The 24,494-nt window shown below is 43.6% G+C and carries 24 protein-coding genes; all 24 read left to right on the forward strand.

The features are described 5' to 3' along the window. Positions 1–127 precede the first annotated feature (127 nt). The 24 genes from FGL37_RS08145 (at position 128) to FGL37_RS08265 (ending at position 24,402) form a co-directional block, all read left to right on the forward strand. On the forward strand, positions 128–1,006 hold the full coding sequence (locus FGL37_RS08145; RefSeq protein ID WP_028070968.1) for a diacylglycerol/lipid kinase family protein: 879 nt from the start codon (positions 128–130) through the stop codon (positions 1,004–1,006). 4 nt (positions 1,007–1,010) lie between these two features. Next, positions 1,011–1,361, forward strand: a complete 351-nt coding sequence (locus FGL37_RS08150) for a translation initiation factor (protein ID WP_028070969.1) — start codon at positions 1,011–1,013, stop codon at positions 1,359–1,361. 432 nt (positions 1,362–1,793) lie between these two features. Further along, the gene (locus FGL37_RS08155) at positions 1,794–2,618 is read left to right on the forward strand and encodes a MotA/TolQ/ExbB proton channel family protein (protein WP_028070970.1); all 825 of its coding nucleotides are present in this window, start codon (positions 1,794–1,796) and stop codon (positions 2,616–2,618) included. Between the two features lie 100 nt (positions 2,619–2,718). Next, positions 2,719–3,381, forward strand: coding sequence for an ExbD/TolR family protein (locus FGL37_RS08160; RefSeq protein ID WP_028070971.1), 663 nt, complete (start codon positions 2,719–2,721; stop codon positions 3,379–3,381). Between the two features lie 25 nt (positions 3,382–3,406). After that, positions 3,407–3,964: an ExbD/TolR family protein gene (locus FGL37_RS08165; protein ID WP_028070972.1), complete on the forward strand. Its 558-nt coding sequence runs from the start codon at positions 3,407–3,409 to the stop codon at positions 3,962–3,964. Positions 3,965–3,995: 31 nt separating this feature from the next. Further along, positions 3,996–4,886: a TonB family protein gene (locus tag FGL37_RS08170; protein ID WP_028070973.1), complete on the forward strand. Its 891-nt coding sequence runs from the start codon at positions 3,996–3,998 to the stop codon at positions 4,884–4,886. A gap of 334 nt (positions 4,887–5,220) precedes the next feature. Beyond that, positions 5,221–6,147 carry a PstS family phosphate ABC transporter substrate-binding protein gene (locus FGL37_RS08180; protein ID WP_232048658.1) on the forward strand — a complete coding sequence of 309 codons (927 nt, stop codon included), beginning with the start codon at positions 5,221–5,223 and terminating at the stop codon, positions 6,145–6,147. A 24-nt stretch (positions 6,148–6,171) separates the two neighbouring features. Next, a complete protein-coding gene (locus FGL37_RS08185) occupies positions 6,172–7,968 on the forward strand; it encodes a tetratricopeptide repeat protein (protein WP_028070976.1) in 1,797 nt (598 codons plus the stop codon). Positions 7,969–8,087: 119 nt separating this feature from the next. Next, positions 8,088–8,462 carry an NADH-quinone oxidoreductase subunit A gene (locus FGL37_RS08190; protein WP_028070977.1) on the forward strand — a complete coding sequence of 125 codons (375 nt, stop codon included), beginning with the start codon at positions 8,088–8,090 and terminating at the stop codon, positions 8,460–8,462. Between the two features lie 63 nt (positions 8,463–8,525). After that, positions 8,526–9,077: an NADH-quinone oxidoreductase subunit B gene (locus tag FGL37_RS08195; RefSeq protein WP_028070978.1), complete on the forward strand. Its 552-nt coding sequence runs from the start codon at positions 8,526–8,528 to the stop codon at positions 9,075–9,077. Between the two features lie 3 nt (positions 9,078–9,080). Continuing rightward, positions 9,081–9,575 carry an NADH-quinone oxidoreductase subunit C gene (locus FGL37_RS08200; protein WP_028070979.1) on the forward strand — a complete coding sequence of 165 codons (495 nt, stop codon included), beginning with the start codon at positions 9,081–9,083 and terminating at the stop codon, positions 9,573–9,575. 10 nt (positions 9,576–9,585) lie between these two features. Then, entirely contained in the window at positions 9,586–10,821 is a 1,236-nt protein-coding gene (locus FGL37_RS08205; RefSeq protein ID WP_028070980.1) for an NADH-quinone oxidoreductase subunit D, read from the forward strand. Beyond that, complete coding sequence (locus tag FGL37_RS08210) at positions 10,814–11,335, forward strand: NADH-quinone oxidoreductase subunit NuoE family protein (protein ID WP_028070981.1); 522 nt, start codon at positions 10,814–10,816, stop codon at positions 11,333–11,335. The genes FGL37_RS08205 and FGL37_RS08210 overlap by 8 nt, the downstream gene beginning before the upstream one ends. Position 11,336: 1 nt before the next feature. Beyond that, positions 11,337–12,692, forward strand: a complete 1,356-nt coding sequence (gene nuoF / locus FGL37_RS08215) for an NADH-quinone oxidoreductase subunit NuoF (protein WP_028070982.1) — start codon at positions 11,337–11,339, stop codon at positions 12,690–12,692. Positions 12,693–12,722: 30 nt separating this feature from the next. Then, entirely contained in the window at positions 12,723–13,742 is a 1,020-nt protein-coding gene (locus tag FGL37_RS08220) for an NADH-quinone oxidoreductase subunit G (protein ID WP_028070983.1), read from the forward strand. 9 nt (positions 13,743–13,751) lie between these two features. Then, the gene (gene nuoH / locus FGL37_RS08225; protein WP_028070984.1) at positions 13,752–14,792 is read left to right on the forward strand and encodes an NADH-quinone oxidoreductase subunit NuoH; all 1,041 of its coding nucleotides are present in this window, start codon (positions 13,752–13,754) and stop codon (positions 14,790–14,792) included. A 12-nt stretch (positions 14,793–14,804) separates the two neighbouring features. Beyond that, positions 14,805–15,314, forward strand: a complete 510-nt coding sequence (locus FGL37_RS08230; protein ID WP_028070985.1) for a NuoI/complex I 23 kDa subunit family protein — start codon at positions 14,805–14,807, stop codon at positions 15,312–15,314. A 10-nt stretch (positions 15,315–15,324) separates the two neighbouring features. Next, a complete protein-coding gene (locus tag FGL37_RS08235; protein ID WP_028070986.1) occupies positions 15,325–15,822 on the forward strand; it encodes an NADH-quinone oxidoreductase subunit J family protein in 498 nt (165 codons plus the stop codon). After that, positions 15,822–16,151, forward strand: a complete 330-nt coding sequence (gene nuoK, locus FGL37_RS08240) for an NADH-quinone oxidoreductase subunit NuoK (RefSeq protein WP_028070987.1) — start codon at positions 15,822–15,824, stop codon at positions 16,149–16,151. The genes FGL37_RS08235 and nuoK overlap by 1 nt, the downstream gene beginning before the upstream one ends. A 19-nt stretch (positions 16,152–16,170) precedes the next feature. After that, positions 16,171–18,093 (forward strand): NADH-quinone oxidoreductase subunit L, encoded by a 1,923-nt coding sequence (nuoL, locus tag FGL37_RS08245; RefSeq protein ID WP_028070988.1) that lies wholly within the window; start codon positions 16,171–16,173, stop codon positions 18,091–18,093. A gap of 15 nt (positions 18,094–18,108) precedes the next feature. After that, positions 18,109–19,551: a complex I subunit 4 family protein gene (locus tag FGL37_RS08250; RefSeq protein ID WP_028070989.1), complete on the forward strand. Its 1,443-nt coding sequence runs from the start codon at positions 18,109–18,111 to the stop codon at positions 19,549–19,551. 18 nt (positions 19,552–19,569) lie between these two features. After that, positions 19,570–20,946, forward strand: coding sequence for an NADH-quinone oxidoreductase subunit N (locus FGL37_RS08255; protein ID WP_028070990.1), 1,377 nt, complete (start codon positions 19,570–19,572; stop codon positions 20,944–20,946). A gap of 169 nt (positions 20,947–21,115) precedes the next feature. Continuing rightward, positions 21,116–23,614 carry a DUF5686 family protein gene (locus FGL37_RS08260; RefSeq protein ID WP_160169520.1) on the forward strand — a complete coding sequence of 833 codons (2,499 nt, stop codon included), beginning with the start codon at positions 21,116–21,118 and terminating at the stop codon, positions 23,612–23,614. A gap of 5 nt (positions 23,615–23,619) precedes the next feature. Continuing rightward, positions 23,620–24,402: an enoyl-CoA hydratase/isomerase family protein gene (locus FGL37_RS08265; protein ID WP_317132231.1), complete on the forward strand. Its 783-nt coding sequence runs from the start codon at positions 23,620–23,622 to the stop codon at positions 24,400–24,402. Positions 24,403–24,494: the final 92 nt, after the last annotated feature.

Raw genomic sequence — 24,494 nt, forward strand, 5'->3', positions numbered from 1 at the left:
CTACGATACTTTGAGGGATATTTAAAATCAAATTTGCCTTTCGTGCCGAAAACATTCGAAACTAAGACTAAAGGGGTGCAAAGATTACATAATTTTAAGAAATTGCTAAATTGCGTTATCTTTGGATATGTCAGAACGTAAACAAATATTGTTTGTTATTAATCCTATTTCTGGTGGAAAGCGGAAAACATCCTTTAAAAAACAAGTATTGGATGTGCTTGATTTGCAGAAATTCGATCCTACATTTCAGCAGACAGCGCGACCCAACCACGCTTATGAAATTGGTCTCCAGGCCGTTCGGGAAGGCTATGATGCGGTCATAGCTGTCGGCGGTGATGGAACGATCAACGAGCTGGGCTCTGCTTTGGTCGGTTCGGGAATACCATTGGGGATTATTCCAGAAGGATCGGGCAATGGTCTGGCCTTGTATCTGGGGGTGCCTATGAACGAAGCTGCGGCTATCCGCAGGATCAACCGTTTTGAGTCTATTGAGGTTGACTGTGGGGTGGTCAACGATAGACGTTTCTTTAATATCGCCGGCATGGGATTCGATGCCTCAGTCAGCGAGAATTTTGCGAATGAAAATATCCGTGGGCCACTGGGTTATATGAAATCCGTATTTAACGTGCTAAGTAAGTATCAGCCTGCACATTATAAATTGACTATAGACGGAGAGGTCTATGAGCGGCAGGCCTTTATGATCAGCGTGGCAAATTCGCCGCAATACGGAAATAACGCTTATATAGCGCCACAAGCTTCTGTCAATGATGGTGTGTTGGACGTCTGCATCGTGCATAAATTTCCGCTTTATATTCTTCCGAAGATGATATTCCACCTTTTTAATAAATCAGCGGATCAGTCCAGTTATGTGGAGATCATACCCGGCAAAAATATCAAGATTGAAGTGGATGCTGTTTCGCCTGTGCATGTCGATGGTGAACCGATCGAGCTTGGTGATACATTAAATATTTCCATTATACCAAAGGCGTTGAAAATAATTTGTTAAAATCATGAGTAAAAATAAGAAACAGCCTTACGAAGGCGTTGTATATTCTACAGACGATAATTATACTTATCAGCTCGCTGATTTTTTTCAGGAGACCGAAACGTTGCCTGTGCAGCAGCAGAACTTAAAAGTGCAGCTGGATCGGAAGATGCGTAAAGGGAAAGTCGTCACCTTGGTGACAGGATTCGTTGGTAAAACAGAAGACCTTGAGCGTCTTGGTAAGTTGCTGAAGCAAAAATGCGGAGTAGGCGGGACTGTGAAAGACGGGGAGATCGTCATTCAAGGCGAGTTTAAGCAAAAGCTGTATGAATTGTTACTTAAAGAAGGGTATAAGGTAAAATTGGTCGGTGGTTAAACAACTATATAGAAGAGCATGGTAATAAATCTAATAGATTGTTTATGAACCAAATATGGTTGGAGTTGGCAATAAGACATTGTTGGGAACCATGAGTAACCACTTACTTTTTGTCGCTTAAATTCGGTGTTTTTCTTGCATATCAAAAAAAAAATGGTTTTCATTGTAAAATAATTATTGCTAATAAGCGATTTAGCAGTAGCAATAAGGATTATATAACGGGAACTGCTGAGAAAAATAACACGCGATCGTCGTGTATTCAGTTTGAAAAAACAAATTTGATTTTTTTTAGGTATTTAAGATGAATATTTTAAATTTGACATTAAATATTAAATTTGCTTTGCAAAATTGATTTCAAAAGCGGCTAACACTGCATATAATTTAAACAACATTATATATTTAAACAACAGTAAAAAACTAAAAATTAGAAAAATGGCAAACGCACCTAAAACTGCTGCAAAACAAGAGAGCAACAACGGAGGATCTTTCTTTGCTCAAGCTGCAATTATCATCTGTTTCATTGTGGGTTTCTGTGTATGGAAATTTGTGATGGGTAATCCAACTAACTTCGTTGACAACAATCCTGAAAATCAACCTAACCCAGGTAACTATTTAGGAATGGTTTACCATGCTGGAGCGATCGTACCTGTTTTGATCGGTTTATTCTTAATGGTATGGGTTTTCTCGGTAGAACGTTTAATCGTTATCAACAAAGCTTCTGGTACTGGAAATGTAGGAAACTTTGTTAGAAAAATCCAATCTTTGATTAATGGTGGAAACATCGATTCAGCTATCGCTGAGTGTGACAAACAAAAAGGTTCAGTTGCAAACGTAGTAAAAGCTGGTTTATTAAAATACAAAGCTGTATCAGCTGACGCTAACGTAGACACTGAAAAAGCAACAATTGCTATTCAAAAAGAAATCGAAGAGACTACAGCATTAGAGATGCCAATGTTAGAGAAAAACTTGAACGTCATCGCTACATTAGTTTCTATCGGTACATTATGTGGTCTATTAGGTACAGTAACAGGTATGATCAAAGCCTTCTCGGCATTGGCAACCGGTGGCGCTCCAGATTCAGCTAAATTGGCGAACGGTATCTCTGAGGCCTTGATTAACACTGCAACAGGTATCGCAACTTCAACATTTGCAATCGTGTTGTATAACATCTTTACTGCAAAAATCGATAAATTAACTTACTCTATCGACGAAGCTGGTTTCTCCATCGTACAAACATACGCTGCAAACCACAAATAAGACTATGATCAATATTTTTGATTTTATTTTATGGAAATCAAAAATAAAAAGCATCATAGATATGAAGATTGAGTTTTTAATTTAAAAAGAAGAATTTAAAATGGGTAAAGCAAAAGTAAAAAGAGCCAGTACGTCAATCGACATGACAGCGATGTGTGACGTATCGTTCTTGCTGCTTACGTTCTTCGTATTAACGGCGACAGCGCGCCAACCGGAGGCTTTGCAAGTAGATACCCCAGCGTCAACAACGAAAGATAAGCTGCCTGACTCAAATGTTGGTATGATTACGATCGGTGACGGTGGAAAAGTTTTCTTCGGAACGACAGATCAGCAAGTCCGTGTAAAAGCTTTGGAAAGAATGTCTGCAAAATATGGCATCGGCTTTTCGCAAGAGGACTATGATCATTTCAGACTGATGGAAAATTTCGGTGTCCCAATGTCGAAGTTAAAAGCATTGTTGGCGATGGATTCTGGTAAGCGTACAGAAAAAGGGGTTCAAACTGGTATCCCGATTGACAGTACGGAAAATACTTCCAACGAGTTGTATTACTGGGTTCAGAACACACGCTTAGCTGCTGAAGAGGTAAATAAAGAAAAGGAGTCTGCGGATAAGAATTTTGTTCACCCAGGACCTTTAAAAATTGCGATCAAAGCGGATGCTAACGAGAAGTATCCTTCTGTAAATCAGGTGATCGAAACCTTGCGTAATCAGAAGCAGAACAAGTTCAGTTTCATCACGGGCATGCGTGCTGAGGAAAAATAATTGACGATTTAATAAGAACAAAGAAATGGCAGAATTAAATCAGGATAGTGGTAAACAGGGCAAAGGCGGGAAAGTCCGGTCCAAGAAGAATGGTGGTAAGGTTGACCTTACAGCCATGGTGGATTTGGCCTTCTTGTTGATTACCTTTTTCATGTTGACCACGTCTTTAAATAAACCACAAGCGATGGACGTGGCGATGCCGGATAAAAATAAAGTTAAGGATGAGCCTCAGCCGGATTTACTGACTGCTGATAACCGTTCATTGACAGTTTTATTGGGATCTGATAACAAAGTCTCTGTGATTTACGGACAAGTAAAAAATCCGATTGAAGGACCGACTACGGTTGGCTATGGAGCTGATGGCATCCGTAAGGTATTAATGGAGAAAAAAGCCTATGTACCACGTGTTGCTGGCGGTAAAGACTTGATCGTTATCATTAGACCGAGTGATAAAAGTACACAGCGTAACCTTGTAGATATTCTTGATGAAATGAAAATTGTGGATATCAAGCGTTACATGATTGCTAAAATCAGTCCAGAAGAAGTGGAGATTTTAAAACGTGACAATATCTATAATGATTAATCATTAAGCAGTCACGATAAAGTATAAAACTATGATAGGGTCAAAATTAGATATTTTTAAGAGAGAATGGCTTGAAGTCGTCTTTCAGGGGCGTAACAAAGAATACGGCGCTTATGAGCTCCGTAAACTTGCACCTAAAGCGACGAATAGAGGATTACTTGTCGTTATCGGCGTGGTTGTTCTTGCGAGCCTTCTTCGTCTTTTCGGAGATAAAATTTTTCCGAAAAAGCCTGTTGAAGCACCTCCAGTGGTGACAGAAGTTACTCTGGAAGACCTTGAAGAAATTAAACCGCCGGAACCACCTGAAGAGGAGCCTCTGCCACAAGAGCCAGAGGAGAAGCCTCAGCAAGTGGCGATGGACGTGCCTAAAGAGGATTTGATCCGTTTCCCTGAGCCGAAAGTAGCTCCTGCAAACAAAGTTGTGGAAGAGGTTGCTTCTCAGGAGGAACTTAAGGATCCCAACAAGACTCCAGCACGTATCACGTTGAAAGGTAGCCCGACGGGTACTTCGGTAGCGCGCGGTGAGTTTGGTTCGAAGAAACAGGATGGTGGTATCACAGGTGTGAAAAAAGGTGATCCAAACGGTGATCCAAATGGAAACGAAATCTTTACGGCAGTAGAGGTCAATCCAGAGCCAATTGGTGGTATGAAAGCTTTTATGTCTTGGATTTCTTCAAACTACGACTATCCACAGGCAGCATTGGAAAATGGAATCAACGGTGTTGTTGAAGTATCCTTTGTTGTGGAGAAAGACGGTAGCTTGACAGACATCAATGTGAAGCGCGATTTGAAATATGGTACAGGTGATGCAGCGGTTAAGTTGCTTAAAAAAGCTAAAAAATGGAAGCCAGGTATTCAGAATGGCCGTCCGGTACGTGTAGCTTATACCTTACCAATTCGTTTGAACACTATTCAAAATTAAAATGACAGATTTTAATTCGAATACGAATTCTAATTATAGACAGAAATCGCCTTTAAAGCGATTTCTGTCTATTTTAGGACTATTTATGTTTGGCGTTTATTTCGTGTTGGGCTTGTTGATTATTTTTTGGGATAATTTCCCCATTGAGATCAATCCAACCTATAAAACGATTTTCGGCGTCGTACTGATACTCTACTCGTTCATGCGTTTTGTACGCCTCTGGCAAAATAATTTTTAATTAGCTGCGGTGGACAGTCTTTTTAAATTTCAATCAACTCTCTTCATAAATTAAACTATTCTTTTATTTTAATTGTCTTACAGTATGATGTATCGTATGAGAAAATATAGTGTAATTCTTGTGATGCTAAGCGTTGGTTTGGGGGGCATGGTCTCCTGCAAAAACCGAACAAAAAGCGGCAAAGAGAGTGAGGATATTTTGACTGGCAAGCTGCCTGTCCTCGTGGATCAGACACTCCTGCCAATTATCCAGGAATCTGCGGATGTGTTCGAGAGCTCGTATCCGAACTCCAGTCTGGAGATTATGCCGAGGCCAGAAATCAAGGCCGTCAATGCCTTATTATCGGATTCGGCTTACGTTGTGGTATTGACGAGAAAGCTGAATAATCAGGAAGAGGCTTATTTTAATAAACGGGGTATTCAGCCGAAGATATTTCAAGTGGCTTCGGATGCCGTGGTTTTAATTAATAATCGGAGTACTGCGGATACTATAGTGTCCCAAAAGGACGTTAAGTCTTTGTTAGAAGGCCGGTTGGCCGGGAAGCGCATGATTTTTGACAATGCAAATTCGAGCACATTGCGTTACCTGAAGGATCATTTCAACATGGAGAAGATCGATCCCAAAGCGATTGCAGCGATGAAGGATAGTGAGGAAGTGATGAAATATGTGAGTGAAAATGCTAATGCTGTGGGTGTTATTGGTTATAACTGGTACCTGAAGGCAGTTGAAAAAAATTCGCAATTATTGGATAAAATTCGTACATTGAGCATCGAAAGTGTAAGTGCGGGGGCGGATAAAGCAGGTTTTTACAAGCCTTCACAGTCAACCATAGCCGACGGGGTATATCCATTTATCCGGCCGGTTTATATTATGAACTATCAGCCTAACATGGGCTTAGGCTTGGGATTTAGTGCTTTTCTGACAGGAGACCGCGGACAGCGTATCGTGCTAAAAGCGGGACTGGTGCCTGCTACGATGCCGGGACGGGAGATCATTATTAGAGATGAAAGTTATATTAATTAGAAATAAATAGTACAAAAATAGATTATGACAAACAGTAAATTATTATTTAGTCTTTTATTGGCTGGGTCTGTGGGCACAGTAAGTGCGCAAAGTCTGAAAGATGCTAGAGCGGCCATTGAGGCTGAAAACTATGGTAAAGCGAAAACTATTCTTCAACAATTAGTGACTAAGCAACCTAAGAATGGAGATAATTATTTCTATTTGGGTCAGATTTATTTGGTAAATGACAGGGCGGATTCGGCTGCAACGATTTTCAGTCAGGGTTTGGCTGCTGATCCAAAAGCTACAATTAATAATGTGGGCCTGGGTTATGTTGATTTATTGAAGAAGGATAAGGCAAGTGCGGAATCTAAATTTGCTTTAGCAACTGCCAAGTTGGGTAAGAAGGATTACGAGGAATTGTTGGAAATCGGCCGTGCTTACATCAACGCACCTGAACCGGATTATGCAAAAGCATTGGAATATCTGACACAGGCGAAAGAGAAAAACAAAAAAGATATTGCCATTCCTTTGGCGTTGGGTGATGCTTATCGTGGGCTGAAAGAGGGATCATTGGCTTATACAAGTTATGGTGATGCCATGGATATTGATCCAAATTCGGTACAGGCAAAAGTTGGTCAGGCGGTGATCGTTCGTGGAGCACAAGCTTATGACGAAGCTGTTACCCAATTGGAAGCTATTGTTGCTGAAGCGCCAACCTATGCGCCAACTTACCGTGAATTGGCCGAAACATATTATCAATGGTCAAAAATGCCCGGAACTTCAGATGAGAAATATGTGGAGTTAAACAAAAAAGGGGTTGAACAATACAAGAAATATTTGGAGGTCGCTGGTGATAACTCATTGGAAGCGAAAATCCGTTACGCAGACTTTTTGGTTTATGCACGTCAGTACGACGAGTTGAAAACGGTGTCCGAAGAGCTGGCTAAAAACCCAGATGTAGATCCAAAGATCTACCGTTATTTGGGGTATATTGCTTTTCAAACGTCCAAAGACTATCCTAAGGCATTGGAATATCTAAACCAGATGTTCAGCAAGATGGAGAAAGATCGTGTCATTCCTTTGGATTATATGTACTTGGGTATGGCCGAAATTGCGACCAACAGCCCTAAACCTGCTGCTGCAGGGGCAGATAGTACGGCTACCGCGGCTCCTGCCTTGACACCTGAGAATACAGCGAATATCCAAAAAGGAATTGCAAATATCAAGAAAGCAATCGAAGGCGATAAAGAGTTGTTGGCTGAGGTCGCTGAATTGGCATTCGCTAAATATCAAGAACAAGAAGTACAGACAGCGGTTTCATTATTTGAACTGGTAGGTGAGTACAAAGATTCTCCTTATTATTTTGACTCACATTACTATGCTGGAGAAGGTAATTATCAGCTCGGCTTTAAAAAAGATACTCAAGCGAAAGATGCTGAAGGAAACTATACGAATCAGGAGCTGAGAAATGAGGCTATTGCCAACTTTGAAAAAGCACAAAAAGAACTGGCGATTATCGAAGCAACAGACAATAAAGAAGCGCAGGATAAATATTTAATCAACGCTTTATATTATAAAGCTTTCTCAGCTTTGGGTGCAGATAACTTAGAGCAGCCGACAGGTGGCTTCGTAGCTCCGTTCCAAAAATTGATAGAAACAATCAATCAAAGAGGAACTCAGGAGAAAAACAAGGCTTATTTAATAGACGCATATACCTATATCGGTCTATACCACCTTATCAAAGCGGAAAATCCGCAAGCTAAAACTAACTTCCAGAAAGTATTGGAGTTAGATCCGGCAAATGAGGCGGTACAAGGTTATATGGAGAGCCTAAAATAAGCTTAACTAAAATGATTCTAAATTAGGCGCAGATCGTATGATCTGCGCCTTTTTTGTTTTGAATTTACTCTTGGAATCTCTATATTTAGAGACAGTTACCAATATAAATTTTAATTGAGATGGAGCAAGCCAATAGTATGCCGATAGATTACTTACCTATATTGATACAGCTGATTGTTGCCGTAGGATTTGGGGTAGGTACCATAATTATTACACACCTGATCGGTCCGAAAGTAAGGACGGAGAATAAACTTGGAGCTTTTGAGTCTGGCGTTGAAGTTGTCGGAAATGCGAGGCAGCCTTTTTCAATAAAATACTTCTTGGTTGCCATCCTGTTTGTCATATTTGATGTGGAGGTTATTTTTATGTATCCTTGGGCGGTCAACTTTAGGGAAATGGGTTTGCAGGGCTTAATTGAGATGTTTATTTTCATGGGCTTGCTGCTGTTGGGCTTTATCTATGTGATTAAGAAAAAAGCATTGAACTGGGACTAAGCGTAGTCCGATGACTGTTGGCTTCAAGCCAATCGTACTTAAACCTTTATAAATCGTCTTTTCATGAGTGATATAAAATTGGCAGAAGCTCCTCCGGGAGTTGAAGGTGCGGGATTTTTCGCAACGAGCTTGGATAAAGCCATTGGATTGGCGCGCGCGAATTCATTGTGGCCCTTACCCTTTGCGACTTCCTGCTGTGGAATTGAGTTTATGGCCACTATGGGATCAACTTATGATCTGGCCAGATTTGGAGCTGAGCGACCAAGCTTTTCACCACGACAGGCCGATATGTTGCTGGTGATGGGTACTATCGCGAAAAAGATGGCTCCTGTATTGCGCCAGGTATACATACAGATGGCTGAGCCGCGCTGGGTGATCGCCGTTGGTGCCTGTGCGTCAAGTGGTGGTATCTTTGATACTTATTCGGTGTTGCAAGGGATTGATGAGGTGATCCCGGTAGATGTTTATGTGCCGGGGTGCCCGCCGCGTCCAGAAGCGATCTTGGATGGGGTGCTGCGTTTGCAGGAGATTGTCAAGAATGAGTCCTTAAACCGACGGAATACGCCAGAATATAAGGCTTTGTTGGAGAAATACGGTATACACACTAATAAATAGAGGATGGAGAACAGTTTTTTATTGGAGAAGCTCCAAAGGAATTTTCCTGCAAAAATTGTAGAAATCGAGGATGCGCATAATCTATTGACCGTCGTTGTCGATGTGGAAGATATTGTTGATGTGCTTCGGTTTCTGAAATCGGATGCCGAACTGCAATTTATTCACTTGACGGATATTACGGCTGTGCATTATCCGCATTTAGAAAAGGAGTTTGCTGTTGTCTATCATGTACATAGTCTTATACAGCATATTCGCATACGGATTAAGGTGTTTCTGTATGGTCCGAATCCGGAAATTCCAACAGCTACTACCGTATGGAAAGGTGCGAACTGGATGGAACGCGAGACCTTCGACTTTTTTGGGATAAACTTTGTCGGGCATCCCGATCTGCGGCGCATCCTAAATGTCGATGAGATGGAGGTGTTTCCCATGCGCAAGGAATATCCGTTGGAAGACCCGAACCGGGTGGATAAAAAAGATTTGTATTTCGGTCGCTAATTTATAAGATATGAGCGAGTTTATAAGCAAAATAACATCGAATCAGCCCGTTTTTGACGACAACGATCCACAAGACGAGCTAATTACCCTGAACATTGGCCCTACACACCCTGCTACGCATGGAGTGTTTCAGAATGTTGTGCAAATTGATGGTGAACGCATTGTCAGTGGGGTATCCACCATTGGCTATATTCACCGGGCTTTTGAAAAAATTGCTGAGCATAGACCGTTCTACCAGATTACACCATTGACGGACCGTTTAAACTATTGTTCGGCTCCGATTAACAACATGGGCTGGCATATGACGGTTGAGAAACTGTTAAAGATAGAAATTCCCAAACGGGTGCAGTATATGCGGGTCATTGTGATGGAGCTTGCGCGTATCGCCGACCATATTATCTGTAATGGAATTTTGGGAGTAGATACTGGGGCTTTTTCAGGCTTTCTGTACGTTATGCAGGAACGGGAATTTATCTATGAGATCTTTGAGGAGATCTGTGGTGCCCGTCTGACCACTAACATTGGACGTATTGGTGGTTTTGAACGCGACTTTAATGCAACGGCATTTGCGAAGATTCGTGAGTTTCTGCGGCGTTATCCCCCGGTATTGAAAGAGTTTGAGGATATGTTTGTCCGCAACCGGATCTTTATCGAGCGTACTTCGGGCGTGGCGGCGGTGACCCCTGAAGAGGCCTTGGATTACAGCTGGTCGGGTCCGATCCTGCGTGCTACTGGAGTCGATTACGATGTGCGTGTGCAAAACCCCTATTGTTCATACGAAGAATTTGATTTTGAAGTTCCCGTGGGTACCAAGGGTGATGTCTACGACCGCTTTATGGTGCGTAACGCGGAAATGTGGCAGTCGCTACGAATTATCGAACAGGCATTGGAGAAAATAGAGAAAGAGCCGAACGGAGTGTTCCATGCGGATGTCCCGGACTTCTACTTACCGCCCAAAGAGCAAGTATATACCAATATGGAAGCCCTGATCTACCATTTTAAAATTGTCATGGGTGAAGTCGATACGCCGAAAGCCGAGGTTTATCATGCTGTAGAAGGGGCAAATGGCGAACTTGGTTTTTATCTGATTCATGACGGAGGGCGCTCGCCTTATCGTCTGCATTTTAGAAGGCCTTCATTTGTCAACTATCAGATGTTTGCACCGATGAGTGCAGGAATGCTGATTTCAGATGCGATTATCAATATGAGTAGTCTTAACGTTATAGCAGGAGAATTAGATGCTTAGTGTAAAACAACATAATGAGAATGTAACGTTTTCTCCGGAGCTGCTGGCTAAGTTTGGAGAAGTGGTCAGCCGTTATCCCGAAGGGAAGCAAAAATCGGGTCTCTTACCTATATTGCATCTTGTGCAGGCTGAATTTGGCTGGGTTAGTACCAGTGCCATGGACCAGGTTGCCATATACCTCAATATCTTGCCGATCGAAGTGTATGAGGTTGCGACATTTTATACCATGTTTTTGCTGGAGCCAAAAGGTAAATATGTGCTGGAGATCTGTCGTACAGGCCCCTGCTGCTTGGTCGGTGCAGAGCGTATCATGCAGCACCTGGAGCAGAAGCTCGGTGTGAAAGAAGGACAGGTCACGGCAGATGGGCTTTTCTCCTGGCGTGGTGTTGAATGTCTTGCCGCCTGTGGTTTTGGACCCGTTTTACAAATTGGCCCAGAATATACGTTCTACGAGAATCTGAACGAAGAGAAGGTGGATGAACTGATTGATCAATTAAAAGCTAAAATAAATTAATATGGCACGTAAACTTTTGTTGACACATATCGATGTTCCGGGCATCAATACCTTTGAGGTCTATCGTCAAAAAGGAGGTTATGTTGCCGTTGAAAAAGTAATTAAGTCCATGTCTCCTGAGGATGTGGTCGAAGAAGTAAAAAAATCGGGTTTGCGTGGCCGTGGCGGAGCTGGGTTTCCGACCGGTATGAAATGGTCCTTTTTGGCTAAGCCTGAGGGAGTGCCCCGCTATTTGGTCTGTAACGCAGACGAGTCGGAGCCGGGGACTTTCAAAGACCGCTACCTGATGACGCATATCCCGCATGCCTTGATAGAAGGTATGATTGTTTCGAGTTTTGCTTTGGGGGCGAATACGTCTTATATCTATGTACGGGGAGAAATGATGCCCCAGATTCGGATTTTGGAGCGTGCCATTGCCGAAGCAAAAGAGAAAGGTTACCTGGGTAAAAACATTCTGGGGTCTGGCTACGATCTGGAAATATATGTGCAGCCCGGTGGTGGCGCTTATATCTGTGGCGAGGAGACTGCGCTCTTGGAGTCGTTGGAAGGAAAACGTGGCAATCCGCGTATCAAGCCGCCATTCCCGGCGATTGCAGGTCTGTACAACTGCCCAACAGTGGTAAATAACGTAGAATCTATTGCAGCCACCGTACCGATTATCAACCTGGGGGGAGAGGAATATGCAAAAATTGGGATAGAACGCAGTACCGGAACCAAGTTGATTTCAGCGAGCGGCAATATCGTGAACCCCGGGGTCTATGAGATCGAATTGGGCTTACCGGTGGAAGAATTCATCTATTCTGATGAATATTGTGGTGGAATAGCTAACGGTAAACGGCTGAAAGCTGTCGTTGCCGGAGGCTCGTCTGTACCTATCTTGCCGGCCAATCTGATGTTAAAGACCGCCGCCGGCAATAGTCGGCTGATGACATACGAATCGTTGTCTGACGGTGGATTCCAAACGGGGACTATGCTTGGTTCGGGAGGTTTTATTGTCTTTGATGAAGACCAATGCATTGTTCGTAACACCTGGAACTTTGCCCGTTTTTACCACCATGAAAGCTGTGGGCAGTGCTCCCCATGTCGTGAAGGAACCGGCTGGATGGAAAAAGTACTCCATAAAATCGAAAGTGGACATGGATCAATGGCAGATATTGACCTGCTCTGGGACGTGCAACGGAAGATTGAAGGAAATACAATCTGCCCATTGGGGGATGCGGCCGCATGGCCGGTCGCTGCAGCGATCAGACATTTTAGGGACGAATTTGAATGGCACATTCTTCACCCGGAAGAGTCCCAAAAACGCAATTACGGATTGGCACATTATGCTGATCCATTACAACCAGTTGAATCATAATAAAAGCTGTAACGCTAAAATATAAGTATCATGGCAGAAGCGGAAGATGTAAAGTTTAAGGTCACTATCGATGGGATACCCGTGGAGGTTGCACCCGGAACAACCATATTGAATGCAGCAAGACAAATCGGTGGCGATATCGTCCCCCCGGCAATGTGTTACTACTCCAAACTGGAGGGAAGTGGAGGGAAGTGCCGTACCTGTCTGGTTAAAGTATCCAAAGGCTCGGAAAAGGATCCCCGGCCCATGCCTAAATTGGTGGCTTCATGCCGTACGACCGTAATGGATGGCATGGAGGTGCAGAATATTACTTCTCCTGAAGTTATCGAAGCCCGAAAAGGAGTGGTAGAGATCCTTTTGATCAATCACCCGCTCGACTGTCCGATCTGTGACCAGGCTGGCGAGTGCAAATTGCAGGATCTGGGTTATGAGCACGGCAGTGCAGAAACGCGCTACGAGTTTGACCGGCGTACCTTCGAACGGATCGATTTGGGTGATAAAATCCAGTTGCACATGAACCGCTGTATCTTATGTTACCGTTGTGTGTATGTGGCCAATCAGCTGACAGACCAGCGCGTACACGGTATTTTGGGCCGTGGGGATCATGCGGAGATATCTACTTATATCGAAAAGGCAATTGACAACGACTTCTCCGGAAATGTCATTGACGTCTGCCCGGTCGGTGCATTGACCGATAAAACTTTCCGTTTTAAAAATCGGGTATGGTTTACCAAACCGGTAGACGCCCATCGCGACTGTCCTACCTGTTCAGGAAAGGTGACACTCTGGTATAAAGGGGAGGAAGTGATACGTGTAACCGCACGTAAGGATGAATTTGGTGAAGTGGAGGATTTTATCTGCAATACCTGCCGCTTTGAACAGAAGAAAACCAGCGACTGGGTGTTGGAAGAGCCGACGGAAATAGATCCGCATTCGGTGATTTCGGCTAACCATTACGAATTGTTTAACCCGCCGTCGGTAGTTAAAACAAATCCACTGTTACAGGAAAAAAATCGCGAACAGTTGGCTAGAACAGAAAAATTGAAATAAGCACAAATCATGGAGTGGTCTTTTGTTATAGAAAAATTGATATTGGTGTCCATTATTTTCGTGATTACATTGGTCATTGCGATGTATTCGACACTTGCTGAACGAAAAATAGCCGGTTTTATGCAGGATCGGTATGGGCCCGATCGCGCTGGGATATTTGGAATTTTACAGCCGCTGTGTGATGGCGGAAAGTTCTTCTTTAAGGAAGAGATTATACCCGCAGGAGCACATAAAGTCTTATTTATCGTCGGGCCTACCATCGCTATTATAACGGCCTGTATCAGTTCGGCGGTCATCCCTTGGGGGCAGGAACTGCAATTGGGCGATCGGGTCGTTTCCTTGCAGGTGGCTGATGTCAATGTGGGTATCTTATATATGTTTGGTGTGATTGCATTGGGCGTGTATGGCATCATGTTGGGAGGCTGGGCGTCCAATAATAAGTTTTCACTAATGGGGGCTATCCGTGCGGCTTCGCAGAGTATCAGCTATGAGATCGCCATGGGACTTTCTATCATTGCATTGTTGATGGTAACGCAGAGCCTGTCACTGAAAGAAATTGTTGCTGCGCAATCGGGGTTTGTCCACTGGAATATCTGGGCGCAACCCTTAGGTTTCATCATTTTTATGGTCTGTGCATTTGCGGAATGTAATCGTGTCCCCTTTGATCTGCCGGAATGTGAGACCGAGCTGGTCGGTGGATACCATACCGAATATTCTTCCATGAAATTGGGATTATATATGTTTTCCGAATACATCAATATGTTTGTCTCTTCGGCGTTGATGGCATCGTTGTATTTTGGCGGCTATAATTTTCCTTTTATGCATGATCTGGGGTTGTCGGCCAATTGGATCACCATCATCGGGGTGCTGGTATTCTTCTTAAAGATATTTGGATTCATCTTTTTCTTTATGTGGGTACGCTGGACCTTGCCGCGGTTCCGCTATGACCAGCTGATGAATCTGGGCTGGAAGATGTTAATACCATTAGCAATAGCGAATATTGTACTTACTGGTGTATTTACATTGATTAAAGATACTTATTTCTCATAAGAAAGGACTTTTATGCAACTGAGCAATCGTAAAAAAGTAATTGAGCAAAAACCGATGACATTTTCCGAACGGATTTACTTCCCGGCAATTATTAGAGGTTTGCGGATTACGCTGAGACATTTTTTTAAGAAAATTCCCACTGTCAAATATCCTGAGGAAATAAGGCCTTATTCGAAGAATTTTAGAGGGCAACACTCGCTCAAGCGCGATGAGGAAGGCCGCGAACGCTGCACCGCCTGTGGCCTATGTGCACTTTCCTGCCCTGCGGAAGCGATTACGATGACTGCAGCCGAGCGCAAGAAGGGTGAGGAACATCTTTATCGGGAGGAAAAATATGCTTCTGTCTATGAAATTAATATGTTGCGCTGTATTTTTTGCGGCTTATGTGAGGAGGCCTGTCCGAAAGAAGCGATCTATCTGGACGGCCCGCATGTGACGGCTGATTACCTGCGCAAGGATTTTATTTATGGCAAGGATAAGCTGGTCGAACCGAAGTTTGATATAACCAAATTAAAGAGCTAATTCAGGAGTTATGACAGTATTTTATTTTGTAGCCTTCTTGTCTATTTTCTTTGCCCTGATGACCATTTTTACCAAGAATCCGGTACACAGTGTATTGTATCTGGTCATTACTTTTTTCACATTTACGGTACATTACATCCTGTTGAATGCGCAGTTTTTGGCCGTAGTTAACTTTATTGTCTACATGGGAGCCATCATGGTGCTCTTTTTGTTTGTACTGATGCTGCTCAATCTGAATAAGGATACCGAACCGATGAAATCCAATCTGGTTAAGTTTATGGGGGTGATTGCGGGTTGCTGCTTGTTGGTCACGTTTTTTGGGGTCTACCGCGTATTTGAAATCTCCAGTCCGCTGGCTGTGGTAAATCCCGAAATTGGGCTGGTGAAAAATTTGGGCAAGGTGTTGTTTGATGAATTTTTGCTTCCTTTCGAGTTGTCTTCTTTATTGTTATTGACAGCGATGATCGGAGCGATATTATTAGCTAAGAAAGAACCTAAACAAATCTAATGGAAACAGTTGTTCAACAGTTGCAGGGGGTGCCAATTAATCATTATCTGATTTTTTGTGCGATTATTTTCGCTATTGGTGTTATGGGCGTTCTTATCCGCCGCAATGTCATCATTATCATGATGTCCATCGAATTGATGCTCAATGCTGTCAATCTACTCTTGGCGGCATTCTCTGTACAGCACGGCGATTCATCAGGGCAGGTGTTCGTTTTCTTTATCATGGCACTTGCTGCTGCAGAAGTCGCTGTGGGGCTTGCTATTATCATTATGGTATATCGGAATACGAAGTCTGTTGATATCGATTCTTTAAATAAACTTCGTTGGTAGAACTTAAGCAATAAATACGATGAGTGAATTAGTTTGGTTGATTCCCCTTTTACCTTTAATTGGGTTTATAGTAAATGGATTGGGCAGAAATGTTCTCTCCAAAGGTATAATCGGTGCTTTAGGCAGTGCTGTTGTTCTTATTTCTTTTGTTTGTAGCTGCGTTCTTTTCCTCGAAGTGTATCAGTCAAGACAGAGCGGGCAAGACGGTATTATCCAGCAGCATCTATTTGACTGGATTTCGGTCGGACATTTAAACATTGGACTTTCCTTTCTGGTGGATCCGCTCAGTGCGATCATGCTGTTGATTGTGACCGGAATCGGTTTTTTGATCCACATCTATTCCATCGGCTATATGCAGCAGGATAGTGGATTTGGGAAGTTTTTTGCTTATCTGAATCTATTTATCTTCTTCATGCTTCTGCTGGTATTAGGATCCAATTATCTGGTGATGTTTATTGGCTGGGAAGGTGTCGGACTTTGTTCCTATCTACTGATCGGCTTTTGGTATAAAAACAAGTCCTATGCCAGCGCTGCCAAGAAGGCCTTCGTCATGAACCGGATCGGAGATCTGGGTTTTTTGCTGGCTGTGTTTCTCATCTTGGGGACGTTCGGCTCGCTTGAATTTTCCACGGTATTCCCTGCGGCAAAAAACTTTGCTGCCGGCGACATGACGGTAGTCAGTATCACTATTCTGTTGTTTATCGCTGCTACGGGTAAATCCGCGCAGATACCCTTGTTTACCTGGCTGCCAGATGCCATGGCAGGGCCTACGCCGGTATCAGCCTTAATACACGCTGCAACCATGGTGACCGCGGGGATCTATATGATTGCCCGCTCAAATGTACTGTTTGTGCTTTCACCCTTTACGTTGCAGCTGATCACGGTCATCGCGATAGGTACGGCACTGCTTGCAGCGGCTATAGCGCTGACACAGAATGATATCAAAAAGGTATTGGCTTATTCAACAGTTTCGCAATTGGGCTACATGTTTCTCGGCCTCGGGGTAGGCGCTTTTACAGGTGCATTCTTTCATGTGCTGACCCATGCATTCTTTAAAGCACTCCTGTTTCTCGGCGCTGGCTCTGTCATCCATGGGATGAGTGATGAGCAGGACATGCGCAAGATGGGCGGGTTGAAAAAAGCAATGCCAGTTACGTTTATTACGATGCTGATCGGTACGATCGCAATTTCCGGTATTCCTCCGTTCTCAGGTTTCTTTTCGAAAGATGAAATCCTGGCGAATGCATTTGCCGCGAATCCCGTTTTATGGATTTTAGGATTTATCGGTGCATTGATGACTACTTTTTATATGTTTAGGATGCTGTTCATGACCTTCTATGGTCCGTTTAGAGGTAACGATGAACAGAAGCATCATTTACACGAATCGCCTAAGAGCATGACATTGCCTTTGATTGTGTTAGCCATACTTTCGATTGTCGGCGGAGCCATCAATTTTCCTGCTGTTTTAGGTGGTAACCATTGGCTTGAAGACTTTCTCCAGCCAGTGTTTGCTGAAAGCAAAGCCTTGGTCCCGATGGTTCAGCACTTGGAACACAGCACGGAATATATGTTGATGGCGATTTCCGTGGTGGGCGTACTGATCATGGTTGCATGGGCCTATGCCCGATACGTCAAGGGTCAGCAAATACCTTCGCAGGATGGCCAACCTCGTGGGTTTCTGGCCAATCTGTCTTACCGGAAGTTTTATGTGGATGAACTTTATGATGCAGTGGTCGTGCGCCCAATCCATTGGTTATCGTCGTTTTTGGGCACTATCGTGGATCGGAATGGCATTGATGGGATGGTGAATGGAGCGGGTAAAGCTGCATTTGATACGGGTAAGGTGCTACGACTGCTTCAAAATGGAAATGTTGGTTTTTATTTATTGATGATGGTTATTGGGGTAATTGCCATTTTCGTCTATGGGTTTTTGAGTCTTTAATATTTAGTATAATCGATGGATAACTTATTTTTACTTATTTTATTGCCGTTAATAAGCGCATTGATTCTCACTTTTTTAAAGACCAATGCCGCAAAGACAACCGCCTTGATCCTGTCACTGGCATCACTGGCACAGACCATTCCGTTTTTAGCCAGCTTTGATCCGGATGGCGGCATGCAGTTTGAACAGAACTGGACCTGGATTGCTGCTTTGCATATCCATTTTCATATAGGGCTGGATGGAATCAGTCTGCCCTTGGTGCTGCTGACTAATGGACTGATGCCTCTCATCATTGCGACAACCTTTGCTAAGGACTACAAGGGCAATTTTTATGCTTTGATGGCTTTTATGCAAGCGGGGCTGTTGCTGGTGTTTACGGCGTTAGATGCTTTTGCATTTTATGTCGGTTGGGAGATCGCGTTGATACCGATCTATTTTATCTGCGCATTGTGGGGAGAAGGGGATCGTATACGTGTAAACCTTAAATTTTTCATATATACATTTTTGGGCAGTCTATTGATGCTGATCGGCATTCTATACCTTTATCAGCAGGTCCCGAATCACGATTTCGAGTGGACTTCATTTATTGCTTTGGAGCTCGAGGATAACACGCAGCGTTGGCTGTTCTGGGCTTTTTTCGTCGCCTTTGCCATTAAGATCCCGGTCTTTCCTTTTCATACCTGGCAACCCAGCACCTATACTCATGCTCCAGCTGCCGGCACCATGTTGCTGGCGGGTATCATGCTCAAGATGGGGGTATATGGTCTGATGCGGTGGCTTTTGCCGGTAATTCCAACTGGGGTAGCATTATATGGGCACTTTGCCCTGATTTTGTGTGTGATTGGCATCGTTTACGCATCTATTATCGCCATTAAGCAGGAGGATGTCAAACGTCTGGTTGCCTATTCCTCTATTGCTCACGTCGGGTTGATTAGCGCGGGTGTATTTTCGTGGAATACGAATGGTCTGAGTGGAGCAACGATACAGATGATAAACCATGGTATTTCTGTCGTAGGCCTGTTCTACGTTCTGGATATTATACAACAGCGCACACAGACGCGTAGCCTTTCGCAGCTTGGTGGCATCGCGGCCAAGGCGCCAAAACTGGCCTTGTTTTTTATGATCATCAGCATGGGAGCTGTAGGCTTGCCGTTAACAAATGGATTTATCGGGGAGTTTTTATTGCTGAAAGGTGTATTCCAGTACGGGTTCTGGTTTGCCGTCTTTGCAGGCCTGACTTTGATATTAGGAGCTGTCTATACCCTGCGCCTTTACCAGCAAACGATGTTGGGCGAGGCCACAGACCGGACAATACAGTTTCAAGATGTAAAAGGCGGAGAAGCCGTCATATTAGCCTTGATCTCTTTCCTGATTATTTATATCGGTATATTCCCCAATTTCCTATTGAATCTTTCTGCAGGTTCGGTGGAAGTCTTAAGCACGTTTTTAGGCAGATAAATAGATATAACAATTTGTATGGGAGCTATAATTACACTTTCAATACTGGCTTTAGTCGTTCTTTATCTTGGCTTGTTTAAAGCGAAAGCAATGCTATTGCCGGTTTCTATTCTTGGTTTTCTGGTTGCTATCGGTTTTTTATTTAATGACTGGTCGTCAGACAAGGGGCCCCTTTATAGTGGAATGGTTCATTTTGATCATTACGCTATTGCTTTTTCGGTTTTGTGCATCGCCGTTACTCTTGGTGTATTCGTCATCTCAAAGGGGTATTTCGATGAAAGCGGCCAGGTTGCCGAATATTATTCACTATTGATTTTTTCATTGACAGGGGCCGTATTGGTCAGTAGTTACCACAATTTTTCAATGCTCTTTTTAGGTGTTGAGATCATGTCGGTAGCCCTATATATCCTGGTCGGAATCCGTAAGAAGGACCCTGCGTCCAACGAAGCTGCGCTCAAATACTTTCTGATGGGCGCCTTCTCCACGGGGTTTTTATTGTTTGGTATCGCTTTATTATATGGCGCAACGGGTTCGTTTGACCTGAGCGAGATTAAGGCCTACGTGGTTAATAACCCGCAGGCGGTCTCCCCATTATTCTATGGCGGGATCTTGTTGCTGATTATAGGGCTGACCTTTAAGGTGGGGGCTGCACCTTTTCATTTTTGGACACCGGATGTCTATGATGGTGCGCCTATTCTGATCACCAGCTACATGAGTACTGTTGTTAAGGTAGCGTCTTTTGCGGGCTTGTTGCGCTTATTCAGTTACAGCCTATTGCCCCTGCAGGACTTTTGGACGCCTATCTTTTTAATTATTGCCATTATTACCCTGTTTGTCGGTAATATTTCGGCCTTAATGCAATCGTCTTTTAAGCGTATGCTAGCTTACTCAAGTATATCCCATGCAGGCTACATGCTGTTTGCTATTATCGCTATTGGTGCTACATCAGCTAGCAGTGTTTTTGCTTATGGACTAGCTTATTCGCTTGCCACCATTGTCGCATTTACGGGGCTTATCCTAGTTAAGAAAACGACAGGATCGGAACATTTCGAAGCTTTCAACGGTTTAGGTAAACGGAACCCCATGCTGGCATTGGCCATAACGGTCGCTATGCTTTCGCTTGCGGGCATACCATTGACTGCAGGCTTTATTGGGAAGTTCATGATGTTTTCGGGAGTAATGGAAGACTATCATATCGTATTGCTGGTGCTGGCGGTGATCAATGCTGCCATTGCGGTTTATTATTATCTGAAGGTCGTTGTGGCGATGTATTTTCGGGATAGCGATGAGTCTTGTGTCAACGTGCAATGGAATTACTCTGTTGTCCTGCTGCTCGCAGTGGGCTTAACCATTCTAATTGGCGTGTATCCGGACTGCCTTTTAACGCTAATATGAAGTTTTTGTTAAAATACGGGTTGTTTAATAAAGCATAGCAATTTCGCTGTGCTTTTTTTATATTTATTGATATAACTCTTAAATACAAATTGTATATTGTAAAAAAGAAAATCCTATCAGGTTTCAGATGGTGTTTAAAGTGTGTGTTAAATCTTTTTCAATTTGCTTTTTGAGTGCACTGTTGGCCTTTCTCTATGATGGAAAGGTGACAGCACAAGAATTTATCCGCGGGAAGGTTGTGGACGCACAGACCGGTAAAGGTATTTCCAGAGTATCCATCAACTGGCTGGGAGAGGACGATGGGGGGATTAGCGATACGCTCGGCTATTTTAAAATAACGGACAAGAAACAGTATCGCCAGCTCGTCTTTAGTGCGGTCGCTTACGAACGTAGGACAGTCGATGTACGTCGTCTACGGGATTCATTGGTGGTTATTCAGCTAACGGCGAAGGACAATACGCTGGAGGAAGTGGTGATCAACAGAAAAAACAGTAAGCCAAAGGATCCCGCCATTGCATTGATTGAAAAAGTGATTGCCCACCGGCCACAAAATCACTACAGCCGTATCCCCGAAGTGCGTTTTGATGAATATGAAAAGACACAGTTTGGCTTTGTAGATCCTGAAGATAAAGCGAAGAAGTTTCCGAAAAAATTTAGATTTCTGTTTGAGAATGTCGATTCTACAGCTTTCAGAGGAGTGACAATTTCTCCTTTCTACCTGGAAGAGAATTATGCAAATGTATACTCCTCACATGATCCAAACCGGAGAAAAAAAATTGTGACCAGTCATAGTCAGACGGAATTGAATCCGAGATTTTTCAATAACGATAACTGGCAGACCCGTTTTCAGGCCATACTTCGGGATGTTGACCTCTACGAGAACACGATACAGGTGACCAACAAGGGCATATTGAGTCCGATTGCTACAGGTGCTACTGCATTTTATAAATATCGGATTCTGGATACCGTCCAGATTGGGGAAAAAGACTATATTGAGCTGCATTTTGAAGGCAAGTCAACTATCGACCTGTTGTTTTATGGCAAGCTGCTGATATCGGACGATACCCGCTACGCGGTACATGAGGCAACATTGAATATCGGGCGCTCGGCAAATATCAACTGGATCAATGATGTGCAGATCGATCTGGGCTATGAAGAGTTCAGAAACGGTAGCATGATCCCTATACGTTCTGATTTGAGGATGTTATTTGGTGGCAATAAGACCGATGTGTTATATGGCCGAAGAGAGACGCAATATTTAAGATACCGCACGGATTCAATTAATGATGAAAACTTTGCAGGGGTTCCCGTGGAGAAACGGTATTTATTGCAATCTGCGACCAATATTCCGATAGGGCAGGTACGGCCGGGGCCGTTGAGTGAAGCTGAGCTGGGGGCGTATAAAAAAGTTGATTCAATTCAACAAATGCGCACGTTCAATCAGCTGGTCGCTTTGGGCTATCTCCTCGGCAAGGGCTATTTTAATCTTGGAAAGTTTGAATTGGGGCCGCTGGAGTATCTGTATAGCCGGAATAACTACGAAGGTAACCGTTTCCGTTTAAGTGGACGTACCACACGCTTATTTTCCGAAAAAGCCTATATAGAAGCCTATACTGCCTACGGCGATAAAGATAAGGAGCTAAAGTATTATTTAAGCAGTGCGTTTACGTTAAATGGTGAACGTATCGTACAATTTCCCGCAAACTATTTACGTTTTTCCATCCAGCATGACGTCATGGAACCGGGGCGAAACCTGGGGTTCTTGAAAGGAGATGGATTTTTTCGGTCTTTTGGCCGGAACAGACCCAATAAATGGCAATTTAATGATATCTACCGAGTTGACCATCTGATTGAATTTGGTAATCATGTCAGCATAGGAACAGCATTTACCCATACGCGAAGACAACCTAAAGGTGATCTGGTCTATGCGAACAGCCTACCTAATCCAGATACCATCCGCAGGGTCATCACCAATGATCTGCAGTTTATACTGCGCTGGGCACCAAATGAGGAATTTACGTACCACAATCTGGACCGGGGCCGCGTGGATAACACATATCCCGTTTTTACATTGCAATATAACCGAGGCCTGAAAGGTTTTTTGGGAGCGGATTATAATTACGATGCATTGCGGTTCAGCGTGTATAAAAGACTGTTTTTATCACCGGCAGGACAGGCTGATTTTGAATTTTCAGGGGGTAGAATCTGGGGGAAACACCTCCCATACACCTTGCTGGAGCTCCCGGAGGTGACAAAAGATAAATCGGGGCCACTGGTCAACTTCGACCTGATGGCAACGTCTGAATTTGTATCGGATCAATTTCTGAAGCTTACCTATTACCACAACTGGAATGGCTTTTTCTTCAACCGAATCCCACTGTTAAAACGCTTGAAATGGCGTGAAGTTACCGGTTTTAAGGCTTTTTATGGCAAGTTGAGCGATGTCAACAATCCCTTTGTGACGCCTGAAAATGTGCAGTTCGAACCAGATAAAAATGGAATTGTCCAAACGAAGCTGGATCGTAAAAATCCATATATCGAAGGCCTGATCGGCGTTGATAATATCCTAAAATTGCTTAGATTAGAGTATAAAAAAAGACTAAGCTATAAAGGGGGAGAAGGAGTTCCTTCAGATACTTTCACAGCGTCTTTACATTTTAACTTTTAGCAGCTATGATGCAATATTCGAATATAAAGTATGAGGTCAAAGATAGTATCGGTTATATCATCATTGACCGTGAACCGCAAATGAATGCACTTAATCAGCATACTCTGGATGAATTGCAGGATATCTTTAATCATTTCAATGCCGACAGTCAAGTGCGGGGTATTATCTTAACGGGCGCTGGTCATAAGGCATTTGTCGCGGGTGCAGATATTAAAGAATTTACGGATTTGTCGGTGTTACAGGCACGTTCACTGAGTGAGCGGGGACATATTTTATTTTCGGACCACATCGAAGGCGCGCCAAAGCCAGTGATTGCTGCGATCAATGGTTATGCGTTGGGAGGCGGACTTGAACTGGCGCTAGCCTGCCATATGCGTATTGCTGTAGAACATGCCCGGATGGGGCTGCCGGAGGTTTCCTTGGGGCTGATTCCGGGGTATGGCGGCACACAGCGCCTTCCTCGGCTTATTGGAAAGGGAGCTGCCATGCAAATGATTTTAACTGGCGATATGATTGATGCCCAGAAAGCCTATGAACTTGGGATGATCAATGAAGTGGTACCTCAGGAGAGGCTGATCCGCCGGGCAGAGGAAATCCTGCAGAAGATATTTACACGGTCACGTGTTGCTGTAGCACATGCCATCGACGCCATTAATGCTGCAACGGATAAAAAACGGGACGGCAATAAGATTGAAATGGATGCGTTCGGTCACCTTTTTGGAACAGCAGATTTCAAAGAGGGGGTAGCAGCTTTTCTTGAAAAAAGAGCACCGAAATTTCCGCTATAGCAGCAAAGCTGAGCTCAACATGATATTTTTTTAGGACAAGTTTTTCGCGCACTACTTCCGTCGTCGGGAAAAGATACCGCAGGGATGATCCT

The organism is Sphingobacterium thalpophilum (assembly GCF_901482695.1).
Lineage (GTDB): Bacteria > Bacteroidota > Bacteroidia > Sphingobacteriales > Sphingobacteriaceae > Sphingobacterium > Sphingobacterium thalpophilum.